Here is a 13,834-nt window from a genome sequence, read left to right as displayed (position 1 = left end):
ACTGCGTACAGGGGACGTTACTCACAGTCTCCCCAGAGCCTCCATCAGCCGCGCGCACGACTGCTCGGTGATGTCCCGGACGCTCTGTGACGGGCCGGTGACATTCGGGACGAACCCGTAGCGGGTGTACGGGGCAACGTATGCGGGCGGTGACGGGTCGTAGGAGGTGCAAGGGCTGAAGCCCGCGCATTCACACGAAGACCATGGGGGAAAACATGAACGTCCGCACCCGAGGCATCCGTACCACCGTGGCCGCGCTGGCGGCCGCCGCCGGTGTCGCCGCACTCGCCGTCCCGGCCGCTGCCGCCACCGCACCGGCCTCCGGCACACCCCGGTTCCTGGAGCCGGCCGAACTGCCGCCGCACCCGACCTCGCCCTGGTACGCCGGTCCCGTCACCGCCGGCCAGCCGGACGCGCTGCCGCCCTGCGTGGGCGACGCCCTGCCGTCCATCGCCTCCCACCGCTCGTACTGGACCGAGTACGACACCAACGCCCAGCAGATCACGGTCGTGGAGCGCAGTGAACAGCGGGCCAAGGACTTCGCGGCGCTGCTGCGCAAGGACCTCGCCGGCTGCGCGAAGAAGCTGATGGAGCAGGACCCCGACATCACGGCGACGCAGAAGAGCTACGGGCGGCTGAACGTCGAGGAGGGCGCCCATGTCTACGGCGTCCACACCGCTTCGGCGTGGGGTTCCTCCGACATCGGCCTGTTCTCGGTCGGCCGCGACGGCAGGACCGTGACGGTCGTCCACTGGGGCCAGATGGGCAACTTCCAGCACGCCCAGGTGTCCGACTTCAAGGCCACCACCGTCACGGCGGTCAACAAGCTGTACTGACAGTACGGGCAGTACCGGCAGTGCCGACGGGCTCAGTCGCGCCCGTCGTACACGAGAAGCCCGTCGTCGCGCAGCCGCGCGCCGGGCGTCGGCGCGTGGACGCTGAGACGCCCGTCGTGCATGAGGTGGTGAGCCGGTACGCCGCGCGCGAGTACCGCGAAGTCGGCGATCAGCCGGCGGTGGCAGCGCCACCAGACCGCCTCGCTGCACATCACGGCGGTGCGGACGTGCGCGACCTCGCGCAGCACCCGGTCCATCGCGGTGACGAACTCGGGGGTGCGGGTGTGGGCGGCGTAGCCGCGGAAGGACGCGTTGCGCCAGACGGTGTCCGGACTGTCCACGGGAGGGGTGCGGAACCCGCCGAGAGCGGGTTCCCACCGGTAGGCGATGCCGCGGCCCGGCATCCACTCGGCGAGCCGCCGCCGCGACAGATCGGGGTCGCGGCGGCTGCCGGGAGCGGTCCGCACGTCCACGACGGCCGTGACACCGGCGTGGCCCAGCAGCTCGGCGATCCGGTCCCGGTCGGCCGTGCTGTGCCCGAACGTCAGCAGAGGCACGTCCACAGCGCCGGACTTTCCCGTTCTGGCGGATCCACACGTGCGCCGGCGGGAGCGTCGGAGCCACGAGACCGGGCGGCATGAGCGCATGGGCGACTCGACCTGGATCGCTCACGCAAGAACAGGCAAGGCCAGAGATCGCCATTAATGATCTTTGTCTGTGCGGATACCGGTACCTGCGACAGACTTCTGGGCCCTGGACATGGTCACGTTCTGTAGTGGCGCACCGCACATCAACGTCTGAAAGGGCCGGTGCAACGGTAGATGGGCCGCATGCGTTCTCGGCATCTGAGGCTCGGGGGCCTGGTGCTGGTGGTCGCCGCCTCGGTCGGCTCCTCTGCAGGCTGTGCTGCCACATCCGCTCATGAGAGCGGTCCGGACGCACGGCGTGCTCCCTTGGGTGCACCGCAGCCCGACTCACTCACCACCAGTCCTCCTGCCCCGCCTGACGGACGCGCCGGGCATGGCAGGCACGGCGTGTCGAGCACGCCCCCGAACAGCGTCGCTCCGGCGAGGACGCCCTCGCAGAGGACAGGTGAGTCGGGCACGCCACCGCCTCTCGGCGGCGACCCCGTCGAACCCGTGCCGGAGCCGACGCGGGTTCCGAGCCCGCAACCCACTCCCGAGCTGGTGCCGGTCCCAGAGCCGACAGCGCCGACGCCGGGCCCCGAACCCAATTGTCAGGGCGCATCCGCGTCCCCCGCGCCTACGCCCGGCGCATCCGCGTCTCAGAGCCCTTCCCCCAGCAGCCGTCCGCGTCCGTGTCAGCCCACGCCCACGGCATCACCTGAGGCAGAGTCGACATCTGCGCCGACATCATGAACAACGCTCGCTCCTTTCCCGCCCCCCGCGCCGGGGCGTCCACGCCGGAGGGCGAACGACGTCTGCGGCGGGCCGGTGCCCGGCGACGTCTGAGAAGGCGGATCTTGCCGCGCGATTCCGCCCCTCGTAGCACAGAGCCGCCCGATGCTCAGCGTCCGGCGGCCGGACACACCGCCGATTGGACGACGCTCTTGTCGCTCGCCGCGGCGCTGTTGTTCTATGCCGGTGCGGTGCACACCCGGGCGTTCTTCGAGTACTTCCGCATCGACGTGCTGGCTCTTGGCCTGAGCTTCCCGGAGTTCGTCATGCGTAGCCTGCGCCTGGTGACGGCTCCCGTGGTCCTGACCGCCGTGGCGGCCGTGGTCGTGCTGCGTGACCCGCAGTTGCTCAGCCGGTCGGTTCTGCCGCTTCTGCCGCCCGCCTTGATCGGCCGGTGCCGACGAGTCGTGCGGCGGGCGGCCCGTTTCCACCTGCTCGTGCTGTGCGTGGCCGTCATCATGTTGTTCAGTTGGGGCCGCATTCAGCCGTACCAGTGGCTCGTGCCCGTTCTCCTGGCCACCGGCATTCTGCTGGGACAGTCGCCCGCTGCGAACGACGGCCGCCCTCCCAGCGGCATCCGTGCACGGGGCGCACCGCTCACGACAGCATGCCTGTGCCTGCTCTGGGCCGTCGCGCTGGCTGCCCATCAGTCGGGTCTGCGCGATGCTGAGCGCAGCGCAGATCAACTGGTCGGCAGGACGGCGCTCGTCGTCTTCAGCACCGACCGGCTGAGCATGACCGGCCGCGGAGTGGAGGTGAAGGATCTCGGTGAGCAGGTGCACTACCGCTACCGGTATACGGGGCTGAGGCTCATCATCGAGCGCGGCGGGCGCTATCAGGCCGTCGCCGTGGGCTGGCAGCATGACACCGACTCGACGTATGTCATCCGAGAGACAGACGACTTGCGCGTCGAACTCACGCCGGGGGCCCGGTGAAGGCAGCATGCGGCAGGCGGAAGAGAAGAGGCAGGCCTCACATGTTCCTGATGGGCGCGTTGCTGGCTGCGAGTCTGGTCACTGCGGCGGTGGGCATCGTGGTGGTCCTCATCCTGTTGAGCCACCCGCCGCTGCCCGTGCCCAGAAGCTACGGGCTTGCCGCCCTGATCCTGGCTTCCTCGGCGGTGGCGGTCTACTGCTACGGCTGGTTCTCCGTCACCACGGGAGGGCCGTTCCCCGAACTGTGCGCGAGCCGGAACGACGCCGGCGCCGACTTGGCGGCCATCAAGCAACAGTTCTGGCCCCTTCGGAACGCCTGCGTGTACTCCGACGGGTCAACCGAGGAGTACGTCTCGATGTCGGTCACCGTGTTCGTATGTGTGCTGGCGGGTGCCGCCCTCGTCTCGGGCGGCACCTCCGTGTACCTGCGCAAGCGAGTCAGAGAAACGTCCGGAGTGATCTCATGAACACCGATTTCTCGTCGCCGGCGAAAGCCCAGTCCGTTCAGATGTCCCGGAAGATCTCGATCTGCGCCCCGATCGAGTTCAGCCGCTCCGCCAGGTCCTCGTAACCCCGGTTGATGACATACACGTTGCGCAGCACCGACGTGCCTTCCGCCGCCATCATCGCCAGCAGGACGACCACCGCGGGGCGCAGGGCCGGCGGGCACATCATCTCGGCGGCGCGCCAGCGGGTCGGGCCCTCCACCAGGACACGGTGGGGGTCCAGCAACTGCAGCCGGCCGCCGAGGCGGTTGAGGTCCGTCAGGTAGATCGCGCGGTTGTCGTAGACCCAGTCGTGGATGAGGGTCTTGCCCTGGGCGACCGCCGCGATGGCCGCGAAGAACGGGACGTTGTCGATGTTCAGGCCGGGGAACGGCATGGGGTGGATCTTGTCGATCGGCGCCTCCAGCTTGGAGGGCCGGACGGTGAGGTCCACCAGCCGCGTGCGGCCGTTGTCGGCGAAGTACTCGGGCGTGCGGTCGTGGTCGAGGCCCATCTCCTCCAGGACTGCGAGCTCGATCTCCAGGAACTCGATGGGCACGCGGCGGACCGTCAGCTCCGACTCCGTCACCACGGCCGCCGCGACCAGGCTCATCGCCTCGACCGGGTCCTCGGAGGGGGAGTAGTCCACGTCGACGTCGATGGTGGGCACGCCGTGCACGGTGAGCGTGGTGGTGCCGATGCCGTCGACCTTGACGCCGAGGGCCTCCAGGAAGAAGCACAGGTCCTGGACCATGTAGTTGGAGGACGCGTTGCGGATGACGGTGATGCCGTCGTGCCGGGCGGCGGCGAGCAGCGCGTTCTCGGTGACCGTGTCGCCGCGCTCGGTCAGCACGATGGGGCGGTCGGGACGCACCGAGCGGTCGACCACCGCGTGGTACTGGCCCTCGGTGGCGGCGATGTCCAGACCGAACCGGCGCAGCGCGATCATGTGCGGCTCGACGGTGCGCGTACCGAGGTCGCAGCCGCCGGCGTAGGGCAGCTTGAAGTGGTCCATGCGGTGCAGCAGCGGACCGAGGAACATGATGATGGAGCGGGTGCGGCGGGCCGCGTCCGCGTCGATGGCCGCCAGGTCCAGCTCGGCCGACGGCACGATCTCCAGGTCGACACCGTCGTTGATCCACCGGGTGCGGACGCCGATCGAGCTCAGCACCTCCAGGAGGCGGTACACCTCCTCGATGCGGGCGACGCGGCGCAGCACCGTGCGCCCCTGGTTGAGCAGCGAGGCGCACAGCAGCGCGACGCACGCGTTCTTGCTCGTCTTCACGTCGATGGCGCCGGACAGCCGGCGGCCGCCGACCACCCGCAGGTGCATCGGACCGGCGTAGCCGAGCGACACGATCTCGCTGTCGAGGGCCTCCCCGATGCGCGCGATCATCTCAAGGCTGATGTTCTGGTTGCCGCGCTCGATCCGGTTCACGGCGCTCTGGCTGGTTCCGAGCGCCTCCGCCAGCTGCGACTGGGTCCAGCCCCGGTGCTGCCGGGCGTCACGGATGAGCTTGCCGATGCGTACGAGGTAATCGTCTGCCATGCGGTTGAGATTATCTCAGATATGAGATGGCACCCGGCCGGGGGGTCCATTCGGGTGACGGGAAGTCAATCCTCCCTGGTGACTTCAGGGTCGGCGACTCGTGCGCGTCCGTCGCCACCCGAAAGGTCCGGGCAAATCCATGGATGTCGTACGACGTCCCGTACTGCTGCGGGTGTGACGCGGGCCGTTCTTTCCGCCGCCGGTCGTGATGGACCAGGAGCGCTTGTTGATGTTCAGGCGCACCCCCGGAAGGATCCGGAAACTCTTGCGGAACGTGAGCGGCATGCCTGTCTCCTCTCCGTTTGCGGTGTGGACTCCTGATTCGGATACCCCGGAGAGGGATGGGCATGACCGCATGGCGGACGCCGGGGCATGACCTATCGGCCCCGGTGTACTAGAGTTATCTCGACATCGAGATATCTGCCGGGGAGCACCGCAGCCGCCAGCCCGGTAAGGCGTGCCTAACTTAGCCTTACCTTAGCGGATCGGCCGAGATGCCGTGGCGGCAGGATCGTGGTGGTACGCGCACATCAATGAAGGAGACTGTCGTGTCGGCGAACAGCTTCGACGCCCGCAGCACGCTGCAGGTGGGCGACGAGTCGTACGAGATCTTCCGGCTGGACAAGGTGGAGGGCTCGGCCCGCCTTCCGTACAGCCTCAAGGTCCTGCTGGAGAACCTGCTCCGCACCGAGGACGGCGCGAACATCACCGCCGACCACATCCGTGCCCTCGGCGGATGGGACTCGCAGGCCCAGCCCAGCCAGGAGATCCAGTTCACGCCGGCCCGCGTGATCATGCAGGACTTCACCGGCGTGCCCTGTGTCGTGGACCTCGCGACCATGCGTGAGGCCGTGAAGGAGCTGGGCGGCGACCCGGCGAAGGTCAACCCCCTCTCCCCGGCCGAGCTGGTCATCGACCACTCCGTCATCGCCGACAAGTTCGGCACCAACGAGGCCTTCGCGCAGAACGTCGAGCTGGAGTACGGCCGCAACAAGGAGCGCTACCAGTTCCTGCGCTGGGGCCAGACCGCCTTCGACGACTTCAAGGTCGTCCCGCCCGGCACCGGCATCGTCCACCAGGTGAACATCGAGCACCTGGCCCGTACGGTCATGGTGCGCAACGGCCAGGCGTACCCCGACACCCTCGTCGGCACCGACTCGCACACCACCATGGTCAACGGCCTGGGTGTCCTCGGCTGGGGCGTCGGCGGCATCGAGGCCGAGGCCGCCATGCTCGGCCAGCCGGTCTCCATGCTCATCCCGCGCGTCGTCGGCTTCAAGCTCACCGGTGAGCTCACGCCCGGCACCACCGCCACCGACCTCGTGCTGACCATCACCGAGATGCTCCGCAAGCACGGCGTCGTCGGCAAGTTCGTCGAGTTCTACGGCGAGGGCGTCGCCGCCACCTCCCTGGCCAACCGCGCCACCATCGGCAACATGTCGCCGGAGTTCGGCTCGACCGCCGCGATCTTCCCGATCGACGACGAGACGATCAAGTACCTCAAGCTCACCGGCCGTTCCGAGCAGCAGCTCGCCCTCGTCGAGGCGTACGCCAAGGAGCAGGGCCTCTGGCTGGACCCGGCCGCCGAGCCCGACTTCTCCGAGAAGCTGGAGCTCGACCTGTCGACGGTCGTGCCCTCCATCGCCGGCCCGAAGCGCCCGCAGGACCGCATCGTCCTCGCCGAGGCCGCCCAGCAGTTCGCGAAGGACGTCCTCAACTACGTCGACGTCCCCGCCGCCCAGCAGGTCGCCGCCTCGGCCTCCCCGGTGGACGAGGCGAGCGCCGAGTCCTTCCCGGCCTCCGACGCCCCGGCCTACGGCAGCCAGGAGAACGGCGCCGGCGCCCCGCAGCACGCCGACGGCACCGGTGCCGCCGTCCCGTCGAACCCGGTCACCGTGACCGCCCCCGACGGTACGAAGTACGAGCTGGACCACGGCGCGGTGACGGTCGCGGCCATCACCTCCTGCACCAACACCTCCAACCCGTACGTCATGGTCGCCGCCGCGCTGGTGGCCAAGAAGGCGGTGGAGAAGGGCCTGACCCGCAAGCCGTGGGTCAAGACCACCCTCGCCCCGGGCTCCAAGGTCGTCACCGACTACTTCGAGAAGGCGGGCCTGACTCCGTACCTCGACAAGGTCGGCTTCAACCTCGTCGGCTACGGCTGCACCACCTGCATCGGCAACTCCGGCCCGCTGCCGGAGGAGGTCTCCAAGGCCGTCAACGACCACGACCTCGCGGTCACCTCGGTCCTCTCCGGCAACCGGAACTTCGAGGGCCGGATCAACCCCGACGTCAAGATGAACTACCTGGCGTCCCCGCCGCTGGTCGTGGCCTACGCGCTCGCCGGTTCCATGAAGGTGGACATCACCCGTGACGCCCTGGGCACCGACCAGGACGGCAACCCCGTCTTCCTGAAGGACATCTGGCCCTCCGAGGCCGAGGTGAACGAGGTCGTCGCCAACGCCATCGGCGAGGACATGTTCTCCAAGTCCTACTCGGACGTCTTCGCGGGCGACGCCCAGTGGCAGGCGCTGCCGATCCCGACCGGCAACACCTTCGAGTGGGACCCGCAGTCCACCTACGTGCGCAAGCCCCCGTACTTCGAGGGCATGACGATGGAGACCACCCCGGTCTCCGACATCTCCGGCGCCCGTGTGCTGGCCAAGCTGGGCGACTCGGTCACCACCGACCACATCTCCCCGGCCGGTGCCATCAAGGCCGACACCCCGGCCGGCAAGTACCTCACGGAGCACGGCGTCGAGCGCCGCGACTTCAACAGCTACGGCTCGCGCCGAGGCAACCACGAGGTCATGATCCGCGGCACGTTCGCCAACATCCGCCTGCGCAACCAGATCGCGCCGGGCACCGAGGGCGGCTACACGCGTGACTTCACGCAGGACGGCGGCCCGGTCTCCTTCATCTACGACGCCTCGCAGAACTACCAGGCCGCCGGCATCCCGCTGGTCGTCCTGGCCGGCAAGGAGTACGGCTCCGGCTCGTCCCGCGACTGGGCGGCCAAGGGCACCGCGCTCCTGGGCGTCAAGGCCGTCATCGCCGAGTCGTACGAGCGCATCCACCGCTCGAACCTCATCGGCATGGGCGTCCTTCCGCTGCAGTTCCCGGAGGGCCAGTCCGCCGAGTCCCTCGGCCTGACCGGTGAGGAGGCCTTCTCCTTCTCCGGCGTCACCGAGCTCAACGAGGGCACCACCCCCCGCACGGTGAAGGTCACCACCGACACCGGCGTCGAGTTCGACGCGGTCGTCCGCATCGACACCCCCGGTGAGGCGGACTACTACCGCAACGGCGGCATCATGCAGTACGTGCTGCGCAGCCTGATCCGCAAGTAAGCGGACCCGTAAGGCAGTTCAGTGGAGTTCGAGGCCGCGTTCCCGGGTGACCGGGGGCGCGGCCCTCGCCGCGCAGGTCCTGGCACTGGCGCCGGGTCACTCGCCCCGGTACTTCGCCGCCGCCGCGTGGGCGAGGTCCTGTGACTTCTCCAGGGCCTTGTCCACCGACTGCTGCCCGGCGATGGCCGCGGCGATCTGCTCGGAGACCGCCGTACCGAGCACGGCGAACTCGGGGATGCCGACGAAGCCGATACCGCTGTAGGGGCGGGGGCCGACGCCGGGGTTCTTCGGGTCGGCGGAGTCGGTCGCCGCCGTGTACTCCTGCCGGTACCAGGCGTCGGCCGCCTGCTGGTACTGGGGGTTGGAGTAGAGCGACTTGCGGTTCCCGGCGGGCGCCGCGGTCCAGCCCACCTCCTGTCCGACCAGCTCCTGGTACTCCTTGGAGGAGGCCCAGGAGATGAACTCCCAGGCGGCGTCCTTGTTCTCGGCCGCCTGCTGGATGCCCCAGGCCCAGGTCCACAGCCAGCCGGCCTTCTCGGTCCGGTCGTGCGGGGCCGGGACGTAGCCGACCTTGCCCTTGACCGCGGAACCGTCGGCCTCGACCGACGAGGCCAGCGACGTGGCGTCGTACATCATGGCGCACTTGCCCGCGACGAACCTGTCGAGGATCTCCAGGACGCCCATCCGGTGGGCGCCGGGCTGACCGTGGGAGCGGAGCAGGTCGACGTAGAACGCGACGGCCCTCTTGAACTCGGGTGAGGTCAGGCGCGCGTTCCAGTCCGTGTCGTACCAGGCGCCGCCGAAGGTGTTGACGACCGTGTTGAGGGGGGCGAGGTTCTGGCCCCAGCCGGGCAGGCCGCGCAGGCAGATGCCGCTCGCGCCGTCGGTGCCGTCGACCTCGGCGGCGAGGCCGGCGACCTGCTCCCAGGTCGGGTTCGGCGGCATGGTCAGGCCGTCCTTGCGGAAGAGGTCCTTGCGGTACATGAGGAAGGAACCCTCGCCGTAGAACGGCTCGGCGTACAGCTTGCCGTCCTCGCCGGTCAGTGAGGACACCAGGTTGGGGAAGACGTCGTCCTGGTCGAAGTCCTCGTCCGCCTTCACATAGGAGTCGAGCGGGGCGAGCCAGCCGTTGTCCGCGTAGATCGGCACCTCGTACGCGCTCACGCTCGCCACGTCGTAGGTGCCGGCCTGGGTCGCGAACTCGCGGTTCATCCGCTCCCGCACCTCGTTCTCCGGCAGCAGGGTGTAGTCGACCGTGATGCCCGTCTGCGCGGTGAAGTGCCTCTTGGTGAGCTTCTTCAGGGTCTGCATCTGGGACGCGTCCATCGCGAGCACGCTGACGTCGGCCTGCTCGTCGGCGTCGGCGGGCGCGTCCGTGTCTCCGCATCCGGCGAGGACCAGGCCTGCGACGGCCGTGGCGGCGACGGCCGCCCGGGCGAGAAGGCTGCGTTTCATGGCACTCCGGCCCCTACCCATCTTTGCTGTTTTGTAGGCATTCCTGGACAAATGCATGACTCAGGAACGGCCCCGCCGGGCCGCCGCGCGTCTGGAGAGCGCGTCGGCCGCGACCGCGGCCAGCAGCACCCCACCCGTGATCATGAACTGCACGGCGTCCTCCACCCCCAGCAGCCCCATGCCGGAGGCGACCGACTGGATGACCAGCACACCGAGCAGCACGGACCAGGGCGAGCCACGCCCGCCGAACAGGCTCGTACCGCCGATGACCGCCGCCGCGATCGCGTTGATCAGCAGCATCCCGGAACCGGCCGCCCGGGCCGTCGTGGGGCTCGCCGAGGTCAGGCCCGAGGCCACGAACAGCCCGCCGATCGCGGCCAGCGTCCCCGACACCATGAACATCGCGACCCGCACCCGCTCCACCGAGATGCCCGCCCGGCGCGCCGCCTCGACCCCGCCGCCGAGCGCGAACACCCGCCGCCCGTACCGCGTACGGCGCAGCACGTAGTCCGAGACGACGAGAACCACCAGGAAGATCAGCAGCGCCAGCGGCAGCCCCTGGAAGCGGTTGAGCGTGTAGGCGGCGGCGAAGGCGAGCGCCGCGAGGACACCGGTGCGCACCCAGATCTCGACCGGCGGCCGGTACGGCATCCCGGCGGCCCGGTGCCGGGCACGCTTGTGGTGGGCGGCCAGGACGTACCCGGCCGTACCGAGCGCCGCCACCGCGTAGGCCGCGATGTCGTCCCCGAAGTGCCGGCTGGTCAGGGAGGCGACCAGGCCCTCCTCGTCGATGTTGATCGTGCCGCTCGCGCCCAGCAGGTCGAGCGTCAGGCCGTTCCAGATCAGCAGCCCCGCGAGGGTCACGACGAACGCGGGCACGCCGAGCCAGGCGAAGAAGAACCCGTGGAAGGCGCCCACCGCCATGCCCCCGGCGATCGCGACGAGCACCGCGAGCCACTCCGGCATCCCGTGATTCACGTTCAGCACGGCGAACACGGCACCCGCCAGGCCGCTGACCGAACCGACCGACAGATCGATCTCCCGGATCAGCAGCACGAACACGATGCCGACGGCGACCAGGCCGGTCCCGACGATGTCCACGCTGATGTTGGACAGGTTCCGCGGCGAGAGGAAGTTGTCGTCCAGCGCCTGGAAGAGGCACCAGATCACGATCAGCCCGGCGATCACCAGGAGCGGCCCGCGCTCGCCGTCCCGCACGCTGCCGCGCATCTCCAGGGCGTAGCGGCGCAGCGTGCCGGACCAGCCGCGGGTGCGCGGCGGACGGCCGGACTCGACCGGCGTCCCGGCGCCACCGCCCGGCGCGGTCGGCCCGCCGCCGCGGTGCGGCCCGCCCCCCGTCACGGCCACGCCTCCTCGTCGCCCTTCGTGCGATGTGCCACGGCGTTGTCCGCCGCCCCGGTGACGGAGGAGATGATCTGCTCCTGCGTCACGGTGCTCACGTCGAACAGGCCGTTGTTGCGGCCGAGGCGCAGCACGGCGACCCGGTCCGCGACGGCCTTGATGTCGCCCATGTTGTGGCTGATGAGGATGATCGCCATACCGCGGTCGCGCACCTCCTCGATGAGGTCGAGCAGATGGCTGGTCTGCTCGACGCCCAGGGCGGCGGTGGGCTCGTCGAGCAGCAGGACCTTGGGCGCGCCCATGAGCGAGCGGGAGATCGCGACGGCCTGCCGCTGCCCGGCGGACAGCGTCGCGACCGGCATCCGCACGTCGGGGATACGGATCGACAGGGTCCGCATCAGGTCGCGGGCCCGGCGCTCCATCTCCACCTCGTCGAGGATGCCCACCCGGTCGATCTCCCGGCCGAGGAAGAGATTGCCCACGACGTCGAGGTTGTCGCACATGGCGAGGTCCTGGTAGACGGTCGCGATGCCCAGGGCGTGGGCGTCGTGGGGGCGTTTGATCTGCACGAGGTGCCCCTCCCACTCGATGACGCCCCGGTCGGCGGGGCTGACGCCCGAGATCACCTTGATCAGCGTGGACTTGCCGGCGCCGTTGTCGCCCGCCAGGGCCACGACCTCACCGGCCCGGACCTGGAGATCGACGTCCACGAGTGCCTGCACGCCACCGAACCGCTTGGAGATGCCGCGCAACGCCAGTACGGGCGGATGGGCCACGGAGATCACCTCCCTCACCGGGTGAGCCCGACCCGGTCGCAGGCCGGCCGGAGCTTCGGAGTGCAGATCTGGTCGATCGTGTAGACGCCGTCGCGGACGAGCGTCCGCCCGATGGTCTCGGCCGTCACGGCGACCGGGTCGAGCAGCACCGCCGGGACGTCCCGCGTGGTGGGGCTGTCCACGGTCGACGTGACGAGCACGCCCAGGTCGTTGCCGCGTGCCAGGGCGACGGCCATGGCGGAGGCCGCCTCGGTCTCCTGCCGGAAGGGCTTGTAGACGGTCATGTACTGCTCGCCCTTGACGATGCGCCGCACGGCGTCGAGGTCGGCGTCCTGGCCGGTGACCGGGGGCAGCGGCGAGACACGGGCGCTCTTGAGCGACGCGATGACGCCGGCGGCGATCGAGTCGTTGGCCGCGAGCACCCCGTCGATCTGGTTCGGGCCGAGGGCGCTGATCGCGGCGGACATGTGGTCGTGCGCGTTCTCCGTGCGCCAGCCGAGGGTGTTGTACGACTTGAGGATCCGCACCTTGTCCCGGAGGACGGACCGGGCGCCGCCCTCGTACCAGGCGGCGTTGGGACTGGACGGGTCGCCGTTCACCATGACGACGCCGCCGTCGTCGGCCCGGGCTCCCATGCCCTTCAGCAGCGCCTCGCCCTGGAGTCTGCCGACCCGGCCGCCGTCGAAACTGACGAAACCCGAGATCGGGCCCTCGGCGAGCCGGTCGTAGGCGACGACCGGGATGCCCGCGCGGTCCGCCGCGCGGACGGAGGAGCGCAGCGCCTTGGGATCGACGACGTCCAGGATCAGGACGGACACGCCCCTGGTGATCATGGAGTTCATCTGCTGCCGCTGGCTCGCCGCGTCGTTCTCCGCGTTGGCGTACAGGACCCGGCAGTCGGCGCACAGCTCCTTCACCCGCTTCTCGATCATGGGCTTGTCGGACTGCTCCCAGCGGGGCACCGCGCGGCTCGGCAGCAGCAGCCCGACGGTGAACCCGTCCTCGCCCGCGCCGCCGTCCTCGCTGCAGCCGGCCAGCGCCACCGCCATGACAGCCGCGACGAGCCCGGCCCCCACCCGCCACCTACGGCCCCTCATCCCGTCCCTCCCTCCTGGCTCCGGCGTCGCCCCCGGCGGCGCCCCGGCCGGGGGCCCGGCCCTGGCTCGCGGTGGTGTCCGGACGCCCGTCCTGGCCCGGGGCAGGACGCCCGTCCTGGCCCGGGGCCTGACCGCGATCCGGGGTGTGGGCTCCGTTCGGGTTCGGGTTCGGGTTCGGGTTCGGGTTCCGGGTTTGGTCCTGGGCGCGGTCGTCTTTGGTGTCCGGGGTCCGGTTCTCGTCCAGGTCCTGCTCGCGGTCGCGGACACGGTCCGGGTTCCGGCTCGATCCGGGGGTTTGGCCTTCGCCCGGGTTCGGGTTCCGGTTCTGGTCCTGGGACCGGTCGTCGTGACTGTCCCGGACGCTGCTCTCGCCCGGGTCGTGATCGCGGTCGCGGACTCGGACCCGGTCCCGGTTCCGGTTCCGGCTTCGGCCTGAGCCCCTGGTGCCTCCGGTGCCTCCGCTCCGGTCGCGGCTTCGGCCCATGACCCAGTCACGGCTGCGGCCGATGCTCCAGCCCCGGTCCCGGGGCGGCTGCGGTTCCTCCGTCGGCACGATCGCCGGCTCTGCCTCCGG

General features: G+C 70.0%; 11 protein-coding genes. 4 read left to right on the top strand and 7 right to left on the bottom strand.

The genetic code is table 11. The annotated features are described in order from the left end of the window. Nucleotides 1-215 precede the first annotated feature (215 nt). Nucleotides 216-836 carry a hypothetical protein gene (locus ACZ3I3_RS13305; RefSeq protein ID WP_467364584.1) on the top strand — a complete coding sequence of 207 codons (621 nt, stop codon included), beginning with the start codon at nt 216-218 and terminating at the stop codon, nt 834-836. A 32-nt stretch (nt 837-868) separates the two neighbouring features. On the opposite strand, the gene ACZ3I3_RS13300 is transcribed toward ACZ3I3_RS13305, so the two are convergent. After that, entirely contained in the window at nt 869-1,399 is a 531-nt protein-coding gene (locus ACZ3I3_RS13300) for a DUF488 domain-containing protein (RefSeq protein ID WP_467364583.1), read from the bottom strand. Between the two features lie 1,007 nt (nt 1,400-2,406). Between ACZ3I3_RS13300 and ACZ3I3_RS13295 the strand changes: the two genes are divergently transcribed. Together ACZ3I3_RS13295 and ACZ3I3_RS13290 are read left to right on the top strand one after the other, a co-directional pair. Further along, nucleotides 2,407-3,189, top strand: a complete 783-nt coding sequence (locus tag ACZ3I3_RS13295; RefSeq protein WP_467364582.1) for a hypothetical protein — start codon at nt 2,407-2,409, stop codon at nt 3,187-3,189. Between the two features lie 41 nt (nt 3,190-3,230). Next, entirely contained in the window at nt 3,231-3,656 is a 426-nt protein-coding gene (locus ACZ3I3_RS13290) for a hypothetical protein (RefSeq protein ID WP_467364581.1), read from the top strand. Nucleotides 3,657-3,693: 37 nt separating this feature from the next. Here the strand turns inward: ACZ3I3_RS13290 and ACZ3I3_RS13285 are convergent, their stop codons facing one another. Next, on the bottom strand, nt 3,694-5,223 hold the full coding sequence (locus ACZ3I3_RS13285) for a helix-turn-helix domain-containing protein (RefSeq protein WP_467364580.1): 1,530 nt from the start codon (nt 5,221-5,223) through the stop codon (nt 3,694-3,696). Between the two features lie 84 nt (nt 5,224-5,307). Further along, nucleotides 5,308-5,508: a DUF4236 domain-containing protein gene (locus ACZ3I3_RS13280; protein ID WP_086559773.1), complete on the bottom strand. Its 201-nt coding sequence runs from the start codon at nt 5,506-5,508 to the stop codon at nt 5,308-5,310. Nucleotides 5,509-5,771: 263 nt separating this feature from the next. Between ACZ3I3_RS13280 and ACZ3I3_RS13275 the strand changes: the two genes are divergently transcribed. Beyond that, a complete protein-coding gene (locus ACZ3I3_RS13275) occupies nt 5,772-8,570 on the top strand; it encodes an aconitate hydratase (RefSeq protein WP_467364579.1) in 2,799 nt (932 codons plus the stop codon). A gap of 96 nt (nt 8,571-8,666) precedes the next feature. Here ACZ3I3_RS13275 and ACZ3I3_RS13270 read toward each other — a convergent pair whose 3' ends face one another. The 4 genes from ACZ3I3_RS13270 to ACZ3I3_RS13255 are packed head-to-tail and all read right to left on the bottom strand — an operon-like array spanning nt 8,667 to nt 13,260. After that, nucleotides 8,667-10,025, bottom strand: a complete 1,359-nt coding sequence (locus tag ACZ3I3_RS13270) for an ABC transporter substrate-binding protein (RefSeq protein WP_467364578.1) — start codon at nt 10,023-10,025, stop codon at nt 8,667-8,669. 60 nt (nt 10,026-10,085) lie between these two features. Further along, nucleotides 10,086-11,393, bottom strand: coding sequence for a sugar ABC transporter permease (locus tag ACZ3I3_RS13265; protein WP_467364577.1), 1,308 nt, complete (start codon nt 11,391-11,393; stop codon nt 10,086-10,088). After that, a complete protein-coding gene (locus tag ACZ3I3_RS13260) occupies nt 11,384-12,163 on the bottom strand; it encodes an ATP-binding cassette domain-containing protein (protein WP_467364576.1) in 780 nt (259 codons plus the stop codon). The genes ACZ3I3_RS13265 and ACZ3I3_RS13260 overlap by 10 nt, the downstream gene beginning before the upstream one ends. A 14-nt stretch (nt 12,164-12,177) precedes the next feature. Beyond that, complete coding sequence (locus ACZ3I3_RS13255; protein WP_467364575.1) at nt 12,178-13,260, bottom strand: substrate-binding domain-containing protein; 1,083 nt, start codon at nt 13,258-13,260, stop codon at nt 12,178-12,180. Nucleotides 13,261-13,834 lie beyond the last annotated feature (574 nt).

This window comes from Streptomyces sp. NPDC016851 (assembly GCF_055562795.1).
The sequence above is the reverse complement of the archived record's forward strand: the minus strand, read 5'-3'. Positions and strand labels throughout refer to the sequence as shown.

Excerpts from the sequence above, each read along its gene's own strand:
- ACZ3I3_RS13305 (WP_467364584.1), top strand. The coding sequence starts at position 216 with ATGAACGTCCGCACCCGAGGCATCCGTACCACCGTGGCCGCGCTGGCG.
- ACZ3I3_RS13290 (WP_467364581.1), top strand. The coding sequence starts at position 3,231 with ATGTTCCTGATGGGCGCGTTGCTGGCTGCGAGTCTGGTCACTGCGGCG.
- ACZ3I3_RS13285 (WP_467364580.1), bottom strand. The coding sequence starts at position 5,223 with ATGGCAGACGATTACCTCGTACGCATCGGCAAGCTCATCCGTGACGCC.
- ACZ3I3_RS13280 (WP_086559773.1), bottom strand. The coding sequence starts at position 5,508 with ATGCCGCTCACGTTCCGCAAGAGTTTCCGGATCCTTCCGGGGGTGCGC.
- ACZ3I3_RS13270 (WP_467364578.1), bottom strand. The coding sequence starts at position 10,025 with ATGAAACGCAGCCTTCTCGCCCGGGCGGCCGTCGCCGCCACGGCCGTC.
- ACZ3I3_RS13255 (WP_467364575.1), bottom strand. The coding sequence starts at position 13,260 with ATGAGGGGCCGTAGGTGGCGGGTGGGGGCCGGGCTCGTCGCGGCTGTC.